Below are 23,746 nucleotides of genomic sequence, written 5' to 3'. Positions count from 1 at the left end.
TAATAAGACATTGCATAAATCACACCAGTAAAAAACACTTTAATTATCATAACTTTAAAAATAAAATGTGTAACTTGTAGCAAGTAAAAGCGTACAAGTTACACACTGACTGTAAAATTTATAGATCTCGTTTACGCCAAATAAAATAAAGCGCAGGTAACACAAGTAGCGTTAAAACAATGGCACTGAGCATCCCGCCAACCATAGGTGCTGCTATTCGGCTCATCACTTCACTACCCGTTCCAGTGCCATAAAGCACAGGCAGTAAACCGATAATAATGGTGGCAACTGTCATCATTACAGGTCTCACCCGAAGGCCAGCACCATTGATGATTGCTTGGCGCAGCTCTGTAACCGTAAACTGCGATGATTGCGCTTTGGCATCTTGATACGCTTGGTTGAGATAAACCAGCATGATCACGCCAATTTCTACAGCAACCCCAGCTAAGGCTATAAAGCCGACTCCAACGGCTACCGAGAAGTTAAATCCTTCAAGGTACATCAACCAAATACCCCCTATCATCGCAAGCGGTAAGGTCAACATGATCATTGCCACCTCAGTAAAGCTTCTAAAATTGAGGTATAACAGCACCACAATAATTGCCAAGGTGAGTGGCAATACGTAACTGAGTTTAGCTTTTGCGCGCTCCATATATTCATATTGCCCCGCCCACGTAATTGAGTAACCAGCAGGTAGCTCAAGTTGCTCATGCAGCGCTTGTTGCGCACGCTCAACATAACTGCCGATATCACTGCCTTCAATATCAATTAAGCTCCAGCCATTAATACGAGCATTTTCACTTTTAATACCCGGCGGGCCATCTTCGATGAAGACATGAGCTACATCGGCCAATGCGATACGCTGTCCGTTTGGTGTTACTATCGGTAACAACTTAAGCTCTTCTGGCGAGTCGCGATAATCTTGTGGATAACGTAAGTTAACCGGGTAACGCTCTTGCCCTTCAACGGTTTCGGTCACATTCATACCACCGATAGCAGTAGCAACAACCTGTTGCACATCAGCAATATTCAAACCATAACGCGCTGCTTTTTCACGGTTGATATCGACTTTGATGTAGCGACCACCGGCAACACGCTCAGAGTAAACCGAAGCCGTGCCCGGTAAGTCTTTTAAGATGACTTCAATTTGCTCACCGATTTTTTGAATTTCACTCAGCTTTGGACCAGCAACTTTGATCCCCACAGGCGTTTTAATACCAGTGGCCAGCATGTCGATTCGCGTTTTGATTGGCATAACCCACGCATTAGTGAGCCCTGGGAACTTAACCAGATTATCGAGCTCTTTTTTCAGTTTCTCGGTTGTCATGCCCTCGCGCCACTGTGATTTTGGCTTTAACTGAATAAAGGTTTCGATCATGGTGAGTGGCGCCGGATCTGTTGCAGTATCTGCACGACCTACCTTACCGAATACCGACTCGACCTCTGGCACACTGGCAATTAACTTATCGGTCTGCTGTAAGATTTCACGGGCCTTACCTATTGAAATACCCGGGTAAGTAGTTGGCATGTACATTAAGTCGCCCTCATCAAGGGGGGGAATAAACTCACTACCAATTTTATTAACTGGGTAAAAACCAATAGCAGCCAACACTAATGCCAGTACCAGTGTTGTTTTCGGCGCTTTTAATACCGCATTTAATAAGGGCTTATACGCTGCCACCAATAACCGGTTAACAGGGTTTTTCTGCTCCGAAATAACCTTACCGCGAATAAAGTAGCCCATTAACACCGGCACCAATGTAATGGCTAAACCAGCCGAGGCCGCCATGGCATAGGTTTTTGTATAAGCCAGTGGCGAGAACATACGGCCTTCTTGTGCTTCTAGAATAAACACTGGCATAAAGCTGACGGTGATAATTAATAAACTAAAGAATAACGCGGGCCCGACTTCTGAGGCTGAGTCCACTACGACTTGCCAGCGGTTCTCATCGGTCAGAGGGGTTTTCTCCATATGCTTGTGCATATTTTCTATCATCACGATAGCACCATCTGTCATTGCACCAATAGCAATCGCTATGCCGCCAAGCGACATGATGTTGGCGTTTATACCTTGCCAATACATCACCACAAAAGCCGTTAAAATCCCCATTGGCAACGTGATAATGGCTACGATCGATGAGCGTATATGGAATAAAAACACTACACACACTAAAGCCACGACGATTAACTCTTCAATTAACTTTGAACTTAAGTTATCAAGTGCTTGGGTAATAAGGTTTGAACGGTCGTACACAGGGATGATTTCAACCCCATCAGGCAGGCCTTTTTTGAGCGACTCTAGCTTTTCTTTTACGAGTTTAATGGTTGCTTCGGCGTTTTCTCCAAAGCGCATCACTACCACACCACCAGTTACTTCGCCTTCGCCGTTTAATTCAGCAATACCACGGCGCATTTGCGGCCCAAGTTTTATATCGGCCACATCGCGTAATTGCAGTGGCGTGCCATTGGCATTAGTACCCAGCGGAATGGCTTCTAAATCGGCCACACTTTTGATGTAACCTGTGCTCGATACCATGTATTCGGCCTCTGCCATTTCGACCACTGAGGCACCACGCTCTTGGTTACCTTGCTTAATTGCTGTTTGAATTAAACTTAGCGGAATACCATAAGCACGCAATTTATCCGGGTCGACATTCACCTGATACTGCTTAACCATACCACCAACAGACGCTACCTCTGATACGCCCGGCACAGTTTGCAGCTCAAACTTTAAAAACCAATCTTGCAGGCTTCGTAGCTGGCTAATATCGTGTTTACCGGTTTTATCCACCAGCGCATACAGGTAAATCCAACCCACCCCTGTTGCATCAGGGCCAAGTTCAGGCCTTGCTGAATCAGGTAAGCGAGCACTTACTTGACTCAAATACTCTTGCACCCGACTCCGAGCCCAGTAAAGGTCGGTGTCTTCGTTAAAAATAACGTATACGTAAGAGTCACCAAAAAACGAAAAGCCCCTGACCGTTTCAGCACCCGGCACGGATAACATGGCCGTGGTGATCGGAAACGTTACTTGATCTTGCACCACCTGTGGCGCTTGTCCTGGATAAGACGTTTTTACAATAACCTGTATATCAGATAAGTCAGGCAAGGCATCAACTGGGGTATTCTTTAAAGAAAAAATCCCAAAGCCTGCCAACATTAAAGACAGCAGTAATACAAAGAAGCGATTACCGACTGACCAACGGATCACGGCAGCTATCATTGCATTTCTCCTTGCATAGGGTGGCTCATGGTCATAATGTCAAAAATCACAAACTCACCATCAACCAGCTTAAAGGTAAAATGCACTTCATCATCACTTTGCAAACTAGACATATCGATGCGTGGCGAAAAATGAAACTCCATGGTTGCTGCATCTCGCCCCCACTTAGGGATAGCTTCGCGACTGATCACGGCAGTTCGGGCTTCGCGGTCAATGCTGTTGATCACGCCATTGACCATTGCACTATCAGTATCCGGCTCTTGCATACGCATAAAGTCAGAGCTTTTGCTTGATTCTGAGTCTATTAAGAACTGCGCTGACACCACTACGTTATCGTCTTTCAGTAAGCCTGATAAAATTTCGACATCATGATTATCACTACGACCTAGCGTCACGGCGACTGACTTAAAGCGCCCTTCACCTAAATCGATTACAACACGGTCTTGGCTACCGGTGCGGATCACCGCTTCTTTTGCGATGACTAATTGCGGCTCAGTCGGCTTGGTAGTAATGCTCACTTCAGCAAACATATTTGGTTTTAGTAAGCCATCTTGGTTGGCAAAACGTAAGCGCACGCGAAGGGTACGGTTTTTCTCATCAAGGGTTGGGTAAATATAATCGACCTCGCCCTGCCAGCGTTTACCCGGTAAGTAATCTAATGTCATAGTAACTGGCAAGCCTTTATGGATAAGCCCTGCTTGGCGCTCGAAAACTTCCGCCTCAACCCACACTTCTTCTAGATGAGCAATACTCATCATGGTTGTGCCAGGTTTTACGAAGAAGCCTTCGCGGATATTTAGCTCATCCAATACGCCACTTTGCTTGGCATAAAAGGTAATGTTTTGTCTGACCTTTTGGCTTTGCTCTAATCGCGCAATAAAATCATCAGAAACATTCAGTGAGGCTAAGCGTGCTTTGGCTGCACGTATAAGCACTGCGTTGTTACGTTTAAGGGCAAGCAGTAGCTCTTCTTGTGCGTTCACTAACTGTGGAGAATACAAGGTATAAAGTGGCTCGCCTTGCTTAACTTGGTCACCTGCGGCTTTTACATATAAGGTTTCTATCCACCCTTCGACACGAGGGTGAATATGCACGAGTTGGTCTTGGTCGTATTGCACATAGCCAACCGTATCAACCGTCGTTTGTAATGATTTAAACCTTACGGGTGCTGTTCTTACCCCTAAGTTATTAACGACTGCTGGTGAGATCCTCACAGTACCTGGGCTGTCTTCAGCGCTACTTTGCTCCTCATAAACGGGGACTAATTCCATACCCATTGGCGATAAACCCGGTTCATCACGGCGGTAATTACTGTCCATAGGTGCTACCCAATATAACGGCTTTTTCTCAGCGCTTGGCATAGCTTCATGATCTGGCTCAGCTAGTTTATTTACAGCCGTTGCCAATGCCGCACCTACCGCCAAGGCGATAACTAATTTCACTGTATTATTCATTGCTAGCTCCTTGGCTTTGTGCTGCATTTATTTGGTTATCTTTTGCTGCTGCGTAATAGTTAAGGCGAGCGAGGGTGATTTGTTTGTCTATTTCGATGTTTAACGCATCAATTTTTGCGTTAAGTTCGCTGATACGTGCGCGCATCACTTCTGAAAAGTCACCATCATCGTTGGTGTAAGCATTTAACGTCGCTTCGGCTTGCTCTGCCATTTGCGGTAATAGCTGCTGTTGATACAGTGCTTTGCGCTGGGCTAGTCGGCTCAACTGGCTAAGCTCTTTAAAATACTGACCTTGCAATTTTTGTAGAGTAATAAGTTTGTTGGTTTTTACTGCCTCTGCACTAGCTATTGCGGCATTGACTTGTTGATCTTGACGGTTATCAGTGAACAGCGGTAAATCAACACTCACCCCTATAGAGAACAAGTCAGCGCGAGAGTCACCCATAGGTGTATCGTCACGATAGCCATAGCCTAGGTTCATACCAAATTGCGGCTTATACGCTTCTTTAGCCACTTGTACTTGGGTGTTTTTAGCACGCATTGCATGATCAATAGCAATAATTGCCGGGTGATTCATCAACACTTCAGTCACCCCCGATGGTGCAAGCTCTTGATAAGGCATTAGTGCAGCCACCTTAGTATTGTCATCGCTCACTGCACCGTTTAGCATTTCAATAGGTAGCCATTGTGCTAGTCGCTTTTTGGCACTATCAAACTGTTGCTCTAACATCACCAGCTTATCTTCAAGCCGAGTCAGCTCTAGCTGAGCGCGAATAATATCCTGCTGGCGAGTTGCGCCAAGTGTATTGGCATAGCTTGCTTCTGTAATATCAATAAGTTGATTAAATAAGGCTTTATCTTGGTTGATCAGTTGAATGCTTTTTTGCGCGCGATAGGCATTTAGCCATGCTTCGCTAACAATGGCTTTAACCTGCGCTTGGCGGTCTGCACGCAGCCAAGGGTATTGCTCAGCTGATTGTTTCAATGCTTGCTGCTGTAGAGCAAGGCTATCACCTCGGCTAAATTGTTGTGACAAGCCCACTTTGAATTGCGTCATACCTTCTTGATCAAAGGCAAAACCATCGGTTGGTAAATTCATTAGCCCAACGGTTAATACTGGATCTGGCAAGGTACCGGCCGCAATGCTTTGCGCTTCTATCGCCTGTTGCTGGTATTTATTTGCCTGTAACCAAGGCTCGTGAGTCAATGCATAATCAATCACCTGATTGAGTGCCAACGGCTCTGCTTTCACTAAACTTGAGGTTACCAATACTGCGCCAAGAGAAAGCGCCTTAATCAATTTGCTGTGAATCATCACATGCTCCAAAAATCTTAAAAATGGTTAAAAAACAATAGATTTTGGTTGCAGGATGAGGTGTATTTCAGCGTTTTGCTGAATTTTAGACAGACCTATCCTGCTTAAGCAGTAATAGGTGGACGATATAAAGAACTTACACGGAAACTAAGCTGGCTGGCGCCTAACACTGTGACTTTTTCTGATTGCTTAATTGATTTAACAACTAAATCATTTAGCGGCAGGAGTGAGTGAGCTGTACAGGCATTGAACGGACACGCACAATCGCTGGTATCCATTACGTCTTCATGGCAACAGTCCATATCACTCATGTCGCTGTCAGCGCTCATAGTAGCATGATGGTCCATTTGCATGCTGGCATGTGGCATATCACATACCATAGCAACAGACGCAACTGACTGACCCACAAAAGTGAGCAGCATCACAGCTATCAATAAGTAGCTTGAAAGTCGCGTCATCATCACACCTTAAAAATTAGTTGCCCAAATTGTAGCCCGAAATTTACGCGCTCGACAAGGGTTTATCTGTTTTAATGCTACTGCTAGCAGCAATAGCAAAAAGGCAATAGCCAGTAAAATACCAAAATCCATCGCCTAACTCGGCATGCATTTTTATCAGTTCGCCCATTTGTCCATCGGCGTTACCAGCCAAATAAGACACGATTAATGCAATCACAAACACATCAACCATGCTCCATTTACTTAAGCCTTGTATGAGTTGACCGAGTAAATGCTTAAATCTATTCATCGGTAAGAAACAATAAAGCAATTGCATCAGGAGTTTTAAAGTGGGAATAACAATCGAGAACACCGCAACCAGCGCGGCAACAAGGTAGTTTTTGTTATTAGCAAGCTCATTTACGGTGCCCCAAATGCTGCGTGTTTTTTTATAGGCATCTATTTCACCTTCAAGCTTATCAAGCCCCAACATGCTTGATGCCATCATTAACACGCTACGGGTATTGCGATCGCCTTCATCGGCAATCATTTCAATACCTGTTTTGGCAAGCTTCGATTTATCTATTTTACCTTCTAAGGTTAAAACTGGCCTCGTCACGCCCGGTATAAGTAAAGCTAACGCCGCAATAATCATTACAATGGGGAAAAAAACACGCATATTGATAACCCTTACCTGTAAACATTGCGGGCATCATAGCTAACTTAACGAGATTAGTCTGCAACCGATGCTAAAGTGTCAAACACATTGTCAGCATAAGCACGAGCGTCATACATTGCACGATACACAATATCCATATTCGCTGCTGGACGAATTATCTTTAGTAACTTGGTTGCTGTTTGCCACTGTTCTTTTTCCATAGCTATAACAAGCTGCAAACTGGCTCCTTGCATTCCATCAAACTTAACCAGTGCACTTGTAAGTTCTGCTCCAAGCGAGAACTCTTTAACAACCGCATCAAGCTTTACATCTAAAATAGCGTCCAATACAGACAAAAGACCCACTAAATAACCTTGCTCCGAAAGCTCTTTACCCGCAGGTTCAAGCATCAGTGATATAAATTTAGCGCGAGTTAAACCAAGCTTAGTTAACTCTTGCGGTTTATCGTTCCCTAACTCGCTTAGTGCTAATACACGAACAAATTGCCTAATTGCATCTTCACCTAAATAAATAACCGCCTGCGAAATTGAGCGAATTGTCTGTTGTGTACTGCTGGTTCGTGCGTTTACCAGCCTTAAGATTCTAGCTGTTAAGGCAATATCTTTGGCTACACGTTGCTGGATTTGGTCAAAATTTAGAGCCGTTTGAGCAGTGCAGCTGAGTAACTCTAGAACAGCCACTTTTGAAGGCTCCACATTACCAAACCTTAGCAATTCTGGCTTCGCAAAAAAATACCCTTGAAATAAATCACAACCAGCCGCTTTTAATTGTTGAAAATCTTCGTAGCTTTCTACTCTCTCAACAATAACTTTTGCTTTTGGGTAGCTGCGTTTAAGCTTTTTAACCGTCATATTGGTTTTAATGATTGGGTCAGCAGCCTCTATTTTTATGAAGTCCATTAATGGCAATACATCTTGCCACTTATCATCACCGTCGTAGTCGTCTAAAGCAAAAAGGTAACCATCTTGCTTTAATTGTTTAACTCGACCAATAATTTGCGGGATACTTGTCGCACGCTCGACAATTTCTATCACAGCACTGGTTGGCTGCAACAACTTTGGAAAGTCATCTAAAATAGCGTCAGTTGATAAGTTGATAAATGCTGGTTGAAAACCTGTAAGCTTCTCTAAACCCATCAACATCAAGGCATTGAAAAACAATCGACCTGTAGCTTGACCATCACTGGTCCCCACCGGAAAGACATTATCATTTGATTCCCTGTACAATAACTCATAGGCATACAGGTTTCTGTCAGCATTAAATATTGGCTGCCGGGCTATATACTGCGTCATGCTCTGACTTTTGTTACCTTCCATACTTAATTCTGACATTATACATCTCGCTCAGATACTGTCCCCCCACTTTACTCCTGTTCTTAGTATAGTGAAAGCTGAACACCTTGCTAAAAAATAAAAACCCGACCACACTAGGCACATGAAAACGATGTCAAATAATCCATTGCCCCTAATTTACTCGGCTTTCTTAGTTTTATTACTTCTTTCACGGTCTGTACAAGCGGAACAACCACCCGTACTTAAATACAATGTCACGGGATCTGGAAACTATTTTCCATATTACACAAACGATAAACGTGAACCGGGGATATTGCCTGAAATTATCAGGCGAGTTATGCAGCTCGCTGACATACAAGCAAAACATGTAGAGCTGCCAGCCAAACGTACCGTTAAATATCTTCATCTTGGGCACATCGACTTTGATGTAATTAGCCTTGAATGGTTAAGCCAAACCGAAAAGCAAAACCCACAATTTATTTATTCAGATAGCTTATTTACCATTGAAGAGTACCTAGTAAGTTTGAAAAGTAATGTGACCAATTGGCAACAGCTTGAGGCCATAAAAAATCAACCTGTTGGTACTATACTTGGCTATTATTACTACGACGACAACCACTTTAAACGGGTCGATTTTAGTTCTGAAAAGCAACTTATTGAGGCTCTAAAACTAAAACGTATTGAGGTAGTCATTCTAGATAAACTGCCTGCGCTGTATTGGGCTCAGCAATTTAATGCTGATATCGACTTTGGCGCGCTACACTCGCGTGGTAACCTAAAAATTCGCCTACGTGCTGAACACCAAGCATTGCTACCAAAGATAAATATGGCTATCGATGAGTTAAAACAATCCGGCCGCCTTGATGCCATCATCAACAAATATACGAAAAACATACCCCCACAATAACTAAGGATATTCCGCTTTGGACCTACTTTTGCTATACTGCGCGCTGTTTTTCTTACCTTGTTAACTTAAAAGAGCCTCCTATGAGCATTGAACAAGCCCTTATCGAACGCAGTAATAACCAATGTGAACTTTGTACTAATACAGATAACCTATCTGTCTACGAAGTCCCCCCTGTTACAGAGGCTCATTCAGACAAGTGCATTTATGTGTGCCAAACCTGTAAAGACCAAATTGACAATAGCGCAGAGCTAACAGCAAACCATTGGCACTGCCTAAACGATAGCATGTGGAGTCAAACACCCGCTGTGCAAGTTGTAGCTTATCGCATGTTAAAACGCTTAGCTGCGGATAATGGTTGGGCACAAGACGCGCTAGATATGATTTACCTTGAAGAAGATACCCTTAAATGGGCGCAAATGGCCCTTGCCGAAGAAGATGACATTAAACATATCGATAGCAATGGTGTGGTTCTTCAAGCTGGTGACACCGTTACACTGATAAAAGATCTTGACGTAAAAGGCAGTAGCCTAGTTGCAAAACGAGGCACAGCTGTTAGAAATATCGGCCTGACTAGCAACCCTGAACACATCGAAGGACGCGTAGAAGGTCAGCGTATTGTTATTCTCACTAAGTACGTGAAAAAATAATACATGAAATAAATGGGCCTTGTGCCCATTTTCAATTAATTAAGCTATGATTAAGTCAGCGAACTTTATGCTTTTCTAATTATTTACATAGTGTAACGCAAGGAAAATAATCATGGCTTCGGATACCTTCTCATCTTTAAAAAACGCCTCTATTTGTAGTCTTATGCTGTTAGGTAGCAGCGTTGTATTAACGGGTTGTGGGGACAATTCTAGTACCCAACAAGCAGAGCAATCTACAATGAAAAATCTTACTACTGAGGTTACTTACTTAGATCGCAGCATGTTACCACCAGGCTCAGTACTAAAGGTGCAACTTGCTGATGTTTCAAAAATGGACGCAAAAGCTGATGTAATCAGCGAGCAAGAGATTGAACTAAATGGTGCACCACCTTACACTGTGGCTCTTGAATATGATGATAGTAAAATCGTTGATCGTCACCGTTACAGCGTAAGTGCTCGCATCGAAAACCAAGGTAAATTGCTTTATATCAGCACTACTCATAACAATCCATTTGTCGAAGATGAAACTGCTGAGGTTTATAAGGTAACCGTTTCTAAAGTATCTGCTAAAAAACCAGATGTTACTTTGGTAAACACTTACTGGAAAGCTATCACCATTAATGATGAAGCAGTGACGGTCGAAACCAAAGAGCCTTTTATTCAATTCAAAGAAGATGGCTCAACCAATGGTTTCTTGGGCTGCAATAATTTCTCTGGTAGCTATGAAGTCAGTGGCCAAACTCTGACCTTTAACCCATTAGCAAGCACCGAAAAAATGTGTATTTCGCAAATGGATATAGAAGCAGCTATGTCTGCAGCTTTAGCTGCGACTGCTCAATTTACAATAAATGGTGAAAAGCTCATACTGCTTGATGACAGTAGCGAACCTGTTGCTACCTTTGCAGCCACTTATATGAACTAAATAAAGCAACCTAAACTTTATATAAACAACTATAAAGATAAACTTAGGCAACGCATAAAAAAGCCCAACAGTGATTGTTGGGCTTTTTATACGGAAAACAATTTACTCTTCAACTAACTGTTCACTGCGATAAAAACCACTGCTATCACTCAGTAATGAGACAAGTTCTGGTAATACCGCATCCATTGTTTGCTTTAATTTCCATGGCGGGTTGATCACTATCATACCCGATGCTGTCATGCCATGAACGTCGGTATCGGCCTCAGTTGCTAATTCGAAAAGTTGAATATTGCGCATACCTGACGCAATTAATCCTGCTTCCATTCTATCGATTCGTTCACGGTCAACTACCGGATACCAAATCATATATGTGCCTGTTGCGAAACGTTTATGTGCTTTGACAAGCGTATTTACAACAGTGTCATAGTCATCTTTAATTTCATATGGAGGGTCAATCAATACACACGCACGCCGAGAGGCTGGTGGTAACAAGCCTACCAAGCCTTGAAAACCATTTTCGCCACGCACGCGAATTGAACGCTTTCCTTTCATGTTGTCTTGCAAAAGCTGTAAGTCGCGCGGATGTAATTCAAAAAACCAGCCATTATCTTGGCGGCGCAGGAAGTGCTCTGCAATTTTTGGTGAGCCTGGGTAAAAATCTAAATTACCATTTTCATTAAACAACTTAATAAGCTCAATATAGTCATTTAGTTCCGCATGTTCACTACGGTGATGCCAAAGCTTGGCGATGCCATCTAAATATTCTTGTGTTTTTTGTGCATCACTACCAGCCAGTTCAAAAAAACCTGCACCAGAATGCGTATCCACATAATCGAGTGGCTTATCTTTGATAGTTTGGTATTTAAGTACTTCAGCTAAAACAAGGTGTTTTAAAACATCGGCAGGATTGCCCGCATGGAAAGAATGTCGATAACTAAGCATATTTATAAGTCGCCAGATGCAAAAGCTGCATTAAAAATGAATAGTCATATTGTACATGATAAACAGAAAATGTGGCGCTTCAGTGAACCATAAATGAATAAAAAAGCCATTACACTGAATTACGCCTTAATAATAAATAAAAATCTGCTAAAACAGCCGTAAATGCTGGCATATCAAGGCACTTTCCTTTACATTTGCATGACAATAATCACAGTTTTATGAGCGCATTTATGAATAACGAAACTCTTTCCCAACTCGAACAACTGATCGACAAATTAATCCTTCGCAACAGTGAACTTGAAAGCGAAGTTAAAAGCTTACAAGAACAAACAGCAAAACTGTTAGATGAAAACGAAACTCTGCAACTTGAAGTTCTCGAAAACGAAGAGAAACAAAAAGATGCTAGCAGTACACTTACCGGTCTGCTTGAGAAATTACAAAGCGTTCAACAGGCTAGCTAATGAGCTCCCCACAAAGTCAGCGAGTCACTGTCGAGCTACTGGGTAAGGAACATGAATTCTCTTGCCCACAAGGGCAAGAGCATGCCCTTATAGCCGCAGCTCAAAATTTAAATGACTTGGTGGAGCAAATGAAACAACGCTCAACAGTTCGTAATGAACAAAACGCTTTGCTAATGGCTGCATTACATTTAAGTCATGAATTGCTTGAAGTGAAATCGCAACAAGCAAAACAAGAACAGCAACATGACAGTTTAATTGATAAACTCAGCCAACATCTCGATCCCTAAAAAGCGCACACAGCGCTTTTTTTGTTTACAATCGATCATATTCACTCATATTCGAGCAAATAAATATGCGAATTGCTGCTGCATTACTTTTTTTATTTACTGGGTTAAACGCACAAGCAAATGTTAGCTGGCATACAATCACGCCTGAAATTCAATTTTTAAAACAACAAAGTAAGTTACGCTTTTATGATTCAAACCAAGTACTCATTGAAGGAAAAAAGTGTGCTTTGATGGTAGATGCAAGCGGTAACTTTGCAGAAGTTGAAAGCCTTGCCAAGCAATTAAAACAACGTTTAAAAACCCCCTTATGTTATCTAGTGGCGAGTCATTTTCACGATGACCACTTGTTAGGGTTAGCCGTATTACAAGCTGAATTTCCTGATGCCAAACTAATTGTACATCAGCAAGTGGCTAGTGAATTTGCAGCAATGCAACAAGCATTAAAAGATAAACTAGATGGTTATGAAAAAAGTATTGAGCTTAGCTACCAACGCTTGGCGAATCAGCCTGAAGATCAGCAAACTATTTGGCGCGACAAATTAACCCTTGCTAAACAACGTTTATTTCGCTGGCGAGAGCTTAGTTTAAACCCACCTGCGATAAGCGTATCAAAGCAGACTAGTCTTGAATTAGGTCACTACCCTATTACATTAACGCCTTATCGGGCTCACACTCAAGGTGACTTAACCATTACCGCTGATCATGGCAGAGTGTTAGTTGGCGCAGATATCGTTGATAGCTTGCCCTACCCTGGTCATGGCGAATTAGAAAACTGGCTAGCAACGCTCAAAAAAATTCACAATAACACTGAGCTCGTGACTATTTTACCCGGCCATGGCGAACAGCTAAATACAGCTGAACTAGCTAAACCAATCGCATTTTTAAACGCAATTATTACCCTTACAAAAGCGCAGCCAGATAAATCGGTTGAGGAGTTAATTGAGCTTTTTCCTGAACAGATCAAACAGCAATATCAGCTTGATGAAATTGGTAATCGGGCATTCACTATGTTTCTAGAAGCTGGACTTAAGAAGGCCAAATTGTCAAAATAGCGCTAAAATAATAAAAGGATTTTATTATATGGCTCGTATAAAATTGAAATACATACTTTTGCTGAGCTTTATTATTGGCTTACAAGGATGCCAACTTACTCAGCAAGACACTGCTCAGGAACACTCAGAGCGGCCAGCTATCTTCAGCCACTATGAACCTGACTTAGCCCCCCAACTCGAAGTAAACGAGTTTATCGTGGCGACGCCCCAAATAAAGGTGTCACCAAAAGAGCCTGTGCCAGTAAATAATACTCCATTACCAACTGCACGTGCCGAAGAGTTATGGCAACACATTGCGAATAATTTAAGCCTTGTTTTCCAAACCAATGCACATACCACCGCTCGTCTTAAATGGTATTTAGCACAACCTAATTACTTACTGAAAGTAAACAAACGTGCTGCACCCTATCTGTATCATATTGTCCGCCGTGTAGAGCAACAAAAGTTACCAATGGAGTTGGCATTATTACCTTTTGTAGAAAGTGACTTCAGGCCTACAATTCGCTCATCAGAACATGCCGTAGGGGTGTGGCAATTAGTTGGAGCAACCGCCTATCACTTTGGCATACAAAGCGATCAATGGTATGACGGTCGTCAAGATGTATTAGCCTCAACTGATGCTGCATTGGCCTATCTACGTTACTTACATAAACGGTTTGATGGTAACTGGCTGCATGCTTTAGCAGCTTACAATAGTGGCGAAGGCAGAGTAAAAAAAGCCATAGCAAAAAACAAACGCTTGGGTAAAAAAACAGATTATTGGTCTCTTTCATTGCCTCAAGAAACTGCCGACTATATCCCAAAGTTAATGGCACTGAGTTATTTACTAAAACATCCTGAACTCGGCCTTAAGCGCCCAAGGCTCGCAAATAAAGCACTGACTACTGAGTTTAATATCGGCCAGCAGTTCGATTTTTCAGTTATTGCTAGTTTGTCAGGGGTGGGGCGTAAACAGCTACACAAATTGAACCCTGGTTATTTAAAAAACCAAAGCTCTCCAAATGGCCCCCATACCTTACTCCTGCCTGTCGAGCAACAAACCTTGTTGCAAAGTAAGCTATTTAGAAATAATTTTGCTGGAGAGTACACGGTACAAAAAGGTGATACGTTATACAGCATCGCCACCCGCTTTGGTATGCAAGTAGCTGATTTAAAAAAGATGAATAACAAGTCTTCGAACTTAATTAAAATTGGCGAGCAGTTGAGTTTAACAAAGCCTCACACCATGCCAAAATCACTCATCGTCGATTACGATATTAGTCCTTACTTAGAGCAACAAGAAGATGTGGTATCAACTATTGCAGTTAATTACCAAGTAAAACCTGGGGACTCTATTTGGAGTATCAGTCAGCTTTACGATGTTCCTCACAAAGATGTTGCAAAGTGGAATAAACTAACCGCCACCAGCATAATTAAACCCGGCACCATACTCACTTTGCACTTGCCACAAATAATGCAGCCCGAGCCGCAAGCATCAGCCAGCGAAGTAATGTTATCTGGTATTGAGAGCTCATTGAAAAAGCCTTGATTGCTCAGCCAAAGCGCTTAGCGTAAAATCAACGCTTATATTTTAAATTCTAAAGAGAAATAACATGCAAATCAGTAAAGACGCAGTGGTTGAGTTTCACTACACTTTGAGTGAAGCGGGCGAGCAAATTGAATCTAGCAAAGATGGCGAGCCACTTTCATATATCCATGGCACTGAAGGCATGCTTCCGGGTCTTGAAAAAGCGCTTGAAGGAAAAACTACTGGCGATAACTTCAGCGTAACACTTGAGCCTAGCGAATCTTACGGCGAACGCGTTGACGATCTGATCCAACGTATTCCACTTAAGCACTTACAAGGCAACACAAAAGTGTGGAAGCCAGGTATGACTGCTATTGTTCATTCAAACCAAGGTCGTCATCAAGTAACGATCGTTAAAGTAGGTCGTTTCAATGCAGATTGTGACTTAAACCACCCATTTGCTGGTAAAACACTGACTTTTGACGTTGAAGTGCTTAATGTTCGCCAAGCAACAGCCGAAGAGTTATCACACGGTCATGTGCACGGTGAAGGCGGCTGTGGCCACAGCCACTAAGGGTAAATGATGACAAACGTTGCAATTGTCACAGGCGGCAGTAAAGGTATTGGCAAAGCGATTGTTGAGCGTTTAGAGCGTGAAGCTTACACCGTTTATAATTTAGATATCACCCCATCTGAGGGCAATTATCGCCACTGTGACGTTAGTGATATTCAGCAGGTGAAGTCGGTTATCGCCGATATCATTGCCGAGACGGGTCGCGTTGATGCCTTAGTATCCAATGCAGGTCGTCATTTGAGTGCCAACATTGAAAACACTGATGAAGCAACGTTTGATGCCCTGTTTGCGCTCAATGTAAAAGGTGCTTATGCTGCAATTCAAGCCGTATTACCTAGCATGAAAAGCCAGCAAGGTGGCAGCATTGTATTGGTTGCTTCTGATCAGGCAATTATTGGCAAACCAAATTCGTTTGCTTATAACCTAACCAAGCATGCACTGGCTTCAATGGCAAAAACCACAGCACTGGATTATGCCGCGTTTAACATTCGTGCTAACGCGGTTTGTCCGGGCACGATAGAAACGCCGCTTTTCCATAATGCGATTGATGCATATTGTCAGCAAAGTGGTGCCAACAAAGCTGAGGTTGTTGCTGAAGAAGCTGCGCTGCAACCTTTAGGTCGCTTAGGGCAACCAGAAGAAATTGCCGCTTTGGTGAACTTTTTAATCAGTCCTGAAGCGAGCTTTATCACTGGTAGCTTGCAAAGCATTGATGGTGGATACACCACACAATGAGCGACAAGATTATTGACCCCCATGTGCACTTTTTTAACCTCACTGAGGGTCAATATACTTGGCTTCAAGGCAACACTCCTCCTGCTTGGCCAAACCTCGATAAAATTAAAGCGCAAACAACCGCTGCAGAGCTTAAAGCAGCGTGTCCATTTCAACTAGAAGCACTGGTGCATATTGAAGCAGGCTTCGACAACCAAGCGCCGGTCAATGAGCTTAACTGGCTTAGCAAACACTTGAAAAGTATGCCCTATAAAGCAATTAGCTTTAGCGCCATTAATGCTCCTAGCAATCAGTTTATCGCTGCAATGTCAGCCTTAGAGCAACCTCAACTTGCTGGCATTCGTGATATAACCGAAGGTAGTGACTCAATGCGTTTATTAGACCCGCATTGCCAAGAGAACCTTGCTTATCTTGCTAGTAAACACTTAATATTTGAAGCTCAGTTCGAGATTGAAAATCAACAGGTAACCGAACAGTTACTGCATTACTGTCGTGCTATTCCTAAATTACAGGTGGTTATAAATCATTTAGGCTTTATTAATAATGAGCAAAACTGGCTACGTGCGATTATAAAATTAAGTCGCTGCGATAATATCGTGATTAAGTTTTCTGGTTTAGAATTTACAACGCTCGCGGCCAATAAGCACCGCTGGTTACTGGATCAACTGTTAAACTATTTTGGTGAACATCGAATCATGTTTGCCAGTAACTTCCCTGTATGCCAAATCAATACCTGCTATGAGCAATGTTGGCAGCATTATTTTTCATTGTGTAAACAGTACAATGTATGGCAACAACTCAGTTTTAAAAATGCCCGTGCAATCTATCTAATTGATTAGAAGCTGACTATATTCAATATAATAACCTTTATTAGGCACTGTAAACTTAATGGAGCTATGATGAGAGCCCATCTAACCTGTATCTTGCTACTGAGTGTTTTGTTTGGCTGTAGTTCACATACCCAACAACCAACCCCTAAACTTCAACACGCACGCGTTACTGAGCCACAAAGCACCTTAATAGCACAAGGCATTTCAAGGTTAATGCACAGTAAGCCTATTCAGGTATCCGACGAGGCATTTATCAATAGCAGCATACTTGTCATCGAAAGCTTGAATGGCGTTGATATACAAGGGAATCCACTCAGCGGTTCACATCCAAATATACCAGAACGCTTTGAGCTGTTGATTAAAAACCAAATGTGCTTTGTTCGCCATTTAGATAGTAAAGCAACCGAGCCACTGCCTTTGGTAAAATGCAAACCAATCAATTGATATTAAAACAAAATACCATCATGTAATAATCTGTAATAACAAGCTGTAATAGAACTACCTATCCTTTTCCTTGCACAAACAGGCAAACAGCAAATTACCTATTTAGAGATTTGTTTGTTGCCACTTCAAAATTATGCAAGGAGAATTTGACTATGTGTGACAGCGATAAAAATACCAACTTAGTACCCGATCTAACCAAAGATCATTCTATTAGTTTAGCGACCAGCGAGACAGCAGCTAATCAACCTCTTGAGTTTCATCCATCCACGTTAGCCGCACAGATTTCAGCGTGCGTTGGCGCCAGTTATGAAAATGGCAAAATTTGCGTTAATTTTCCAGTAGTCGGCAATATCTGTTTTTCAGTAAGTTTACCAATTCCAAGCGGTACATCGGTTAAAGTATGTATGCAAACGTGTGGATTTCGCTTTGGTGTTCCACCATTTAATGGAATTAAAGCAACGGTATACGCAAATAATAGTCCGCTATGGAGCGGCACAATTTGGGGTTCTTGTTAAACAACCTATAGTTATAGCTGCTTATGAATTAAATAAGCAGCTCCTCAATTAGAAAACAGGATTTTATATCATGAACGATCTTAGCTTTTTTGTTATTCCCAATGACAACGGCCCATGGGAAATCACTTCTCAGTCTGGCGCGAGTGCCGAAGAAATTAAAATTAACTACAAAGATCTACTTGCAGGTGACAGCCTGAACCTCTATTACGAACTTGCTAAAGAATCCGATTGGAGTTTCGCCGAAAATGGCAGTTACTTCTCTGATGCTAAAGACAATTTCAACTATCAACTCAACAGTATTGTCGCAAATAATGGCAAAGCATTGATTGTCACTATTTCGAACATTTTACCTCATCAAGCATTATCAAAAGAGCTAGCAAAATTATTAGCTAACAGTCCAAATAAGGCTATTGCAGGACAATTAGATCAAAAAGCAAATTATGAGATCAATTTTCGACTAATTGCCAAAAGAGATGGAGACATTAACTCGCTTATGCGTTACTTCTCTCAAGATCCTCGTGTCATCATTGAGGACATGGAGCCAACCTAATTTATAAATGCGCAGAGTCTATCTCTGCGCTTTTATTATGATTACATAAAAATAAATAATGAGACTGACCAATTAAAGTGGCGAGTTTACGCTCGGAACATAACGGTTTAAACCAACCTAAGCGATAAAAAACTGGGCTCCAGCCCAGCTTAATGCTTTGCTCTATTGACGCTAGCGCTGAGTATTTTTCATTTAGTACACTTTGCAGTATTGCTTTAACAAAATATGCTTCTGCCAGATCAGGTTGTGCAATTAATACCTGTTCAATTTGATTCATAGCATATTGATTTTGCTCTAGATGAATCAATACCTGCGCTTTTTCTAATTGTTCAGCAATATTCTTTGGCGAAGCATCAAGGCGCTTATTAATTCTTGCATATAAGGAGAGTGCCTCATCAGTCTGGCCCTTTAAATAAAGTAAGTCAGCGTAATTTAGCTGCAAGGTAGATGTTTCTGACGCTAATAGCATAGCTCGATTCGCAAATATTAATGCCTCATCTAACTCGCCTTGCAAGGAGAGAACGATAGAGTAATTACTAAGTATAGAAGGACTCTGCTGCCCTGAATCAATTAATTTTTGATAATGTTGTTGCGCCTCTTTTAATTCTCCAGATAACAATGAAATATCAGCCAATGTTTTTAGCGTCACAATATCCGAAGGGTTGTAGCGTAAAACCTCTTTTAAATAAGTGGCAGCTTCAGCACGTTGTCCTTGAGTGAGGTAAGCAATCGCTAGATTTCTTGTTGCGAGCAAAGTTGGTCTAAGTGTGTATGCATTGCGAGCATGCGTTAATGCGCTTTCTAGATCGCCAATTCGATTATAGTAAACAGCTAAAATACTCTGCTTTTGATATGCCTCTAATGATGAGTTTTGAATTTGCTTAATAACCTTATAAGCTTTACTTTGCTCACCTGCGTGTTGATATATTTCCAACAAATCAATTAAGTAAGCTGGGCTTTCACGATAAGACTCGGGTGAATTATCTAGCTGAGTTTGTAGCTCTTTTATAAGCGCAATATTTTGCGTCATCTTATAAAGTCGCAACATAATTTTTCGATAAAGCGGGTAAAGAGGTTTAAAATCAGCACGCTGAAAAAGCAACGACTCTGCTATTGATTTCTCTACTTTAGAGCTTTTCAAGTTATTGGCAACGAGTGCCACAAGTGACACATATTTATCAACAAATTCATCAGACAAGGATAACTGACTGTGCTCAGCAACCTTTACATCAAGCAAGCTCTGCACCGAAGAAAGTGCCGAATTGTATATATTTAGATAGTTTTCTTTATCTGTCGCGGTACGATATTTACTCACTACTGTGGCATTTTGATCAAGCTGACTCAAACTAAAATCACACGACAAAGGATTGCAGTCTAGTTTAGGTACTAATAACTTTGATGCACCGAGTGCACTTGCCAACCCGCTCAAACTAGCTTCTTTACCCAATACGTTTTGTGTTTGTTTAATTTCTTGTTCTGAAATCAAAGCATAATGCCGACTCTCTAACAATAACTCAGTTACTGCGTCAGTGACTCCCAAGTTAAGTAACCTCTTTTGTGTTTCTGTCACTTCGCTTGTCGATGTAAAATCAATTGGTAAAAGCGCAATATACTCCTTCGTTTGCATCGCCAAATAAGCCCAAATCAGCAAACCAAAACACACTGTAAAGCCGATTAAGTACATAAGCCTTTTACCAACTAGGGGGACGCTTTGCTGCTTTTCGATATCTTTCACTTCAACAGTAGGGCAATCAAAACTGAGCGTTGCTAAAATACTTTTAAACTGTGCAGCTACCAAGCCCGCACTTGTTGGTCTATTTTCTGGTTTAAAGGCCAATAGCTTTTTAATTAGTACTGCCAAATCGGGTGATATAGTATAAATAGATTCATAATTTGCACGGCAAGGGGATGATTTTATTGCTGCAGCAATATCTTGCTCTGCTGTACTTTTAGCTTGATTTATATAAGCATGAACATCACTAAATAGTTGATATGCCATTAACCCCAATGAAAATAGGTCGCTGCGAAAATCTAATGTCTCGTTATTAAGTTGTTCTGGTGACATTGCTTTCAAACTACCAAAACTTGTAGTCTGTGTATTTATGTCTTTGTGCTTTATTTTTGAAATACCAAAGTCTGCAATTTTCACTGCACCATTTTCACTGATCAATACATTGGCGGGCTTTAAATCGAGATGCAGAATCTCTTTTTCATGAATACCTGCTAAGCCATCACAAATATGCGAAAGTATATCTATTTTCTCAGTTATACTGAGCTGCCGCTCTTTTATTAGATGTGCAAGTGTAGTCCCTTTAACGTATTCCATTTCTAATAAAACCTGCTCATCCTCATGAAGGATTCTATAGAGCTGCACGATATTTGGGTGATTAAAGCTTGCAATGAGCTGTGCTTCGTTTATGGCACGTTGAACATTGTCACTCTTTAGCTTCATGACTTTAAGTACAACTTGCCTGTTCAGTTGCACGTCTGTCGCAAGGTATATTGTGCTCATCCCTCCTTGCGCCAGTACTTGTACCTGTTTATAGTAATCCTTTAATAAAAACACAAACAACTCGGTCAGTTAAGTGCATATTTATTAGTTTAGCCCCCAATGTTAATTAAAAGCAAAATAAATGATAATAAAATGCTAATATAAAATAATTTCTCCATATATAAGGATGTATTTATGGCAGTACTTACCTGTAAAGACTCTGTTAAAAGCATTTATTTACGCGACTTCCATCGCTTTGGCCGTTTAGCTCATTCTGTAGATACACTATTAAATTATCCAGAAATCACTCGGATACATGCTGTGATTGAGTGGGTTGAGCCTCATTGGTACATTCGTGATTTGAGTAAAAATGGCGTGTGGCTTAATGGTAGAAAGCTTGAAAAACACAGCAAATCTCAATTAGCTTTAAATGATAAAATCAGCTTTTCTGAACTTAATAAGGTAACTTATCAATTAACCTCAATTGAGCCACCGAAGGATCTTTTATTACCCGTTGCTAATGATTCGCTTGATGCTATTGTACTGGAACGATATCACTTTCTGCCTAACAACCACGACCCCGTAATAATCGTCTACTTTGATCCTCACAATTACATGTGGTGCTACGAAAGTACCGATGATCACCAGGTCTCTCCCCTCGAAGAAGGTCAAACCATAGCTATCGACGGTCAACAGTGGCAGTTGTTTAAAGCTGAAATGACCTCACAAGAAAACACGATTGACCTAAGCCCTATCTCAACCAATGATTTAGAATTTATCTTCAGCTTAAGCTTAGACGAAGAACAAACTGAGTTAAAAGTGAAGCACAATGATGGACTACAAGACTTTGATGTACGCTCGCATCATTACCTCACCGTGTTATTAGCGCGCTATAAACTAGCAGATATTAAAAATAAATTTGCACCCGAGGTGCAAGGCTGGGTGCAAGTAAAAAAACTAGCCCGCGATTTAGGTATTAATGAATGCCATGTCAATATTCAAATCCACCGTGCTCGTAAGCAATTTATTGAATCATTTAATAATATGTCAGCAGATACACTTATTGAACGTAAGCGAGGAAAAGTTCGCTTTGGTGGTGAGCATTATGTGATTTACAAAGGACAGGCATGTGAATCAACAGAATAGCCTGATAAATCGGCTGTTGTATCAGAACAAACTCTAGATCTTATAACACTAATAATAGCAACTGAACTTGCTCAAGCTATAAACTGCTAGTACTAAACTCAAGTTAAAGCGCCAATTCAGTAACCCCTATATAATAAGGGGTTACTTTACAGAGTGTTATTTAATCTCAACACGTTGTGAGCGCATAACCACTTCGTCATTTAACTCAATACCGATACCTGGCTCTTCTGATACTTGGAAGAAACCATTTTTAGGTTGTGGATCTTGAATACATAGCTCACGGTTCCACTTTTTAATTGCATAAGTGTGATGCTCGTGAATTAAGAAGTTAGGAATTGCGGTTTCTAAGTGTAACGAAGCTGCGGTTGCTACTGGGCCGCCACACACGTGAGCTTGAATACGCACATCAAAAATATCGGCATAATCACACACTTTTTTAGTTTCAGTGAAACCACCACACAAGCCTAAGTCTGGCTGTAGCACATCAATACTTTGATCTTCTAAGTATGGACGCACACCCCAGCGATTATACAAACGCTCACCACCAGCAATTGGCACCGCTACTTTGTCGGCAACTTTTGCATGTAATGAGTGATTTAAGTAGTTCACTGGCTCTTCGTAATACATACAATCGAACTCTTCAGCAATTTCACCAATTTGAATTGCAGATGTCGCACCTGGCAAACTGTGACATTCAAAAATAATATCAACTTCGTCACCTACCGCTTCACGAATGGCTTGCATACGTGCACGATACAATTTCATTTCTGCGCGAGAAATGATGTTAGTACGATCGTAATAAGTATTGCCGTTTTTATCGTACTGGATTGGGTCAACTTTAACCGCATCATACCCTTCAGCCATCGCCTTAAGCGCTGCTTCTGCGTATTCTTCTGGGTGAACAAGTGCTTTAAATTCACTGTCCCAGTCAAACTGTAGTTGTGATGCGTATGTACGTAGCTTGTCGTTAACTTTACCGCCTAATAGCTGGTAAACAGGCAAGCCTAATGCTTTACCTTTAATATCCCAAAGTGCGGTATCAATAGCGCTCATTGCGGCATACACAACAGGACCACCGCCTAAACCCCAAAAGCTTTCGCGTAGCATTCGTGACCACAGTTTTTCTGTTTGAAATGGGTCATGACCAATTAAAAATGCATCAGCCATTTCTTTGATCATTGCCGCTGCAGCACTGTGACCTAAATCATAAGCAAGGCCTGCCTCTCCTACACCGCTAATACCTTCATCAGTGTGAATACGCACAAAAACAGGTGTCCAAGCAGGTCTGTCTGGACAATGAATATCGAACACTTCGACGCGATTAACTTTCATGGTT

General features: G+C 41.6%; 23 protein-coding genes. 14 read left to right on the top strand and 9 right to left on the bottom strand.

From position 1 onward, the window contains the following. Positions 1-118: 118 nt before the first annotated feature. The 6 genes from E5N72_RS03835 to E5N72_RS03810 all read right to left on the bottom strand — a co-directional run bounded on the left by E5N72_RS03835 (position 119) and on the right by E5N72_RS03810 (position 8,439). Complete coding sequence (locus E5N72_RS03835) at positions 119-3,223, bottom strand: efflux RND transporter permease subunit (protein WP_135923301.1); 3,105 nt, start codon at positions 3,221-3,223, stop codon at positions 119-121. After that, positions 3,220-4,677, bottom strand: a complete 1,458-nt coding sequence (locus tag E5N72_RS03830; RefSeq protein WP_135923300.1) for an efflux RND transporter periplasmic adaptor subunit — start codon at positions 4,675-4,677, stop codon at positions 3,220-3,222. The genes E5N72_RS03835 and E5N72_RS03830 overlap by 4 nt, the downstream gene beginning before the upstream one ends. Then, the gene (locus E5N72_RS03825) at positions 4,670-5,992 is read right to left on the bottom strand and encodes a TolC family protein (protein WP_135923299.1); all 1,323 of its coding nucleotides are present in this window, start codon (positions 5,990-5,992) and stop codon (positions 4,670-4,672) included. The genes E5N72_RS03830 and E5N72_RS03825 overlap by 8 nt, the downstream gene beginning before the upstream one ends. Positions 5,993-6,096: 104 nt before the next feature. After that, positions 6,097-6,450: a hypothetical protein gene (locus E5N72_RS03820; RefSeq protein WP_135923298.1), complete on the bottom strand. Its 354-nt coding sequence runs from the start codon at positions 6,448-6,450 to the stop codon at positions 6,097-6,099. Between the two features lie 43 nt (positions 6,451-6,493). After that, entirely contained in the window at positions 6,494-7,108 is a 615-nt protein-coding gene (locus E5N72_RS03815; RefSeq protein WP_135923297.1) for a paraquat-inducible protein A, read from the bottom strand. Positions 7,109-7,161: 53 nt separating this feature from the next. Then, the gene (locus tag E5N72_RS03810) at positions 7,162-8,439 is read right to left on the bottom strand and encodes an HDOD domain-containing protein (protein WP_240704490.1); all 1,278 of its coding nucleotides are present in this window, start codon (positions 8,437-8,439) and stop codon (positions 7,162-7,164) included. A gap of 112 nt (positions 8,440-8,551) precedes the next feature. Here E5N72_RS03810 and E5N72_RS03805 point away from each other — a divergent pair, with 112 nt between their 5' ends. The 3 genes from E5N72_RS03805 (at position 8,552) to E5N72_RS03795 (ending at position 10,876) form a co-directional block, all read left to right on the top strand. Continuing rightward, positions 8,552-9,307: a transporter substrate-binding domain-containing protein gene (locus tag E5N72_RS03805; protein WP_168246707.1), complete on the top strand. Its 756-nt coding sequence runs from the start codon at positions 8,552-8,554 to the stop codon at positions 9,305-9,307. An 80-nt stretch (positions 9,308-9,387) separates the two neighbouring features. Beyond that, complete coding sequence (locus E5N72_RS03800; protein ID WP_135923295.1) at positions 9,388-9,954, top strand: alkylphosphonate utilization protein; 567 nt, start codon at positions 9,388-9,390, stop codon at positions 9,952-9,954. A gap of 112 nt (positions 9,955-10,066) precedes the next feature. Next, the gene (locus E5N72_RS03795; protein ID WP_135923294.1) at positions 10,067-10,876 is read left to right on the top strand and encodes an META domain-containing protein; all 810 of its coding nucleotides are present in this window, start codon (positions 10,067-10,069) and stop codon (positions 10,874-10,876) included. Between the two features lie 102 nt (positions 10,877-10,978). Here E5N72_RS03795 and rlmJ read toward each other — a convergent pair whose 3' ends face one another. Next, a complete protein-coding gene (gene rlmJ, locus E5N72_RS03790; protein WP_135923293.1) occupies positions 10,979-11,818 on the bottom strand; it encodes a 23S rRNA (adenine(2030)-N(6))-methyltransferase RlmJ in 840 nt (279 codons plus the stop codon). A 230-nt stretch (positions 11,819-12,048) separates the two neighbouring features. Between rlmJ and E5N72_RS03785 the strand changes: the two genes are divergently transcribed. The 10 genes from E5N72_RS03785 (at position 12,049) to E5N72_RS03740 (ending at position 18,773) form a co-directional block, all read left to right on the top strand. Further along, positions 12,049-12,279 (top strand): DUF904 domain-containing protein, encoded by a 231-nt coding sequence (locus E5N72_RS03785; RefSeq protein ID WP_130050403.1) that lies wholly within the window; start codon positions 12,049-12,051, stop codon positions 12,277-12,279. Beyond that, a complete protein-coding gene (locus E5N72_RS03780; protein ID WP_135923292.1) occupies positions 12,279-12,566 on the top strand; it encodes a cell division protein ZapA in 288 nt (95 codons plus the stop codon). The genes E5N72_RS03785 and E5N72_RS03780 overlap by 1 nt, the downstream gene beginning before the upstream one ends. A 65-nt stretch (positions 12,567-12,631) precedes the next feature. Beyond that, entirely contained in the window at positions 12,632-13,618 is a 987-nt protein-coding gene (locus E5N72_RS03775; RefSeq protein ID WP_135923291.1) for an MBL fold metallo-hydrolase, read from the top strand. Between the two features lie 28 nt (positions 13,619-13,646). Further along, positions 13,647-15,146 carry a LysM peptidoglycan-binding domain-containing protein gene (locus tag E5N72_RS03770; protein WP_135923290.1) on the top strand — a complete coding sequence of 500 codons (1,500 nt, stop codon included), beginning with the start codon at positions 13,647-13,649 and terminating at the stop codon, positions 15,144-15,146. 64 nt (positions 15,147-15,210) lie between these two features. Further along, complete coding sequence (locus E5N72_RS03765) at positions 15,211-15,699, top strand: peptidylprolyl isomerase (protein WP_135923289.1); 489 nt, start codon at positions 15,211-15,213, stop codon at positions 15,697-15,699. A 9-nt stretch (positions 15,700-15,708) separates the two neighbouring features. Further along, complete coding sequence (locus E5N72_RS03760) at positions 15,709-16,434, top strand: SDR family oxidoreductase (protein WP_135923288.1); 726 nt, start codon at positions 15,709-15,711, stop codon at positions 16,432-16,434. Further along, a complete protein-coding gene (locus E5N72_RS03755; protein ID WP_135923287.1) occupies positions 16,431-17,273 on the top strand; it encodes an amidohydrolase family protein in 843 nt (280 codons plus the stop codon). Before E5N72_RS03760 ends, E5N72_RS03755 begins: the two co-directional genes overlap by 4 nt. A 57-nt stretch (positions 17,274-17,330) precedes the next feature. Beyond that, positions 17,331-17,708 carry a hypothetical protein gene (locus E5N72_RS03750; RefSeq protein WP_240704489.1) on the top strand — a complete coding sequence of 126 codons (378 nt, stop codon included), beginning with the start codon at positions 17,331-17,333 and terminating at the stop codon, positions 17,706-17,708. Between the two features lie 152 nt (positions 17,709-17,860). Then, positions 17,861-18,223, top strand: a complete 363-nt coding sequence (locus E5N72_RS03745) for a hypothetical protein (RefSeq protein WP_135923286.1) — start codon at positions 17,861-17,863, stop codon at positions 18,221-18,223. Positions 18,224-18,293: 70 nt separating this feature from the next. Next, positions 18,294-18,773: a hypothetical protein gene (locus E5N72_RS03740; protein WP_135923285.1), complete on the top strand. Its 480-nt coding sequence runs from the start codon at positions 18,294-18,296 to the stop codon at positions 18,771-18,773. A gap of 1 nt (position 18,774) precedes the next feature. On the opposite strand, the gene E5N72_RS03735 is transcribed toward E5N72_RS03740, so the two are convergent. After that, positions 18,775-21,339, bottom strand: a complete 2,565-nt coding sequence (locus E5N72_RS03735; protein ID WP_276605826.1) for a serine/threonine-protein kinase — start codon at positions 21,337-21,339, stop codon at positions 18,775-18,777. 120 nt (positions 21,340-21,459) lie between these two features. On the opposite strand from E5N72_RS03735, the gene E5N72_RS03730 reads away from it, so the two are divergent. Beyond that, on the top strand, positions 21,460-22,410 hold the full coding sequence (locus E5N72_RS03730) for an FHA domain-containing protein (RefSeq protein WP_135923283.1): 951 nt from the start codon (positions 21,460-21,462) through the stop codon (positions 22,408-22,410). A gap of 156 nt (positions 22,411-22,566) precedes the next feature. Here the strand turns inward: E5N72_RS03730 and E5N72_RS03725 are convergent, their stop codons facing one another. Next, complete coding sequence (locus E5N72_RS03725) at positions 22,567-23,742, bottom strand: mandelate racemase/muconate lactonizing enzyme family protein (protein WP_054552450.1); 1,176 nt, start codon at positions 23,740-23,742, stop codon at positions 22,567-22,569. Positions 23,743-23,746: the final 4 nt, after the last annotated feature.

It is taken from the genome of Pseudoalteromonas sp. MEBiC 03607 (genome assembly GCF_004792295.1).
Classification (GTDB): domain Bacteria; phylum Pseudomonadota; class Gammaproteobacteria; order Enterobacterales; family Alteromonadaceae; genus Pseudoalteromonas; species Pseudoalteromonas lipolytica_C.
Note: the sequence above shows the minus strand (reverse complement) of the source record. Positions and strands in the feature narration are given on the sequence as shown.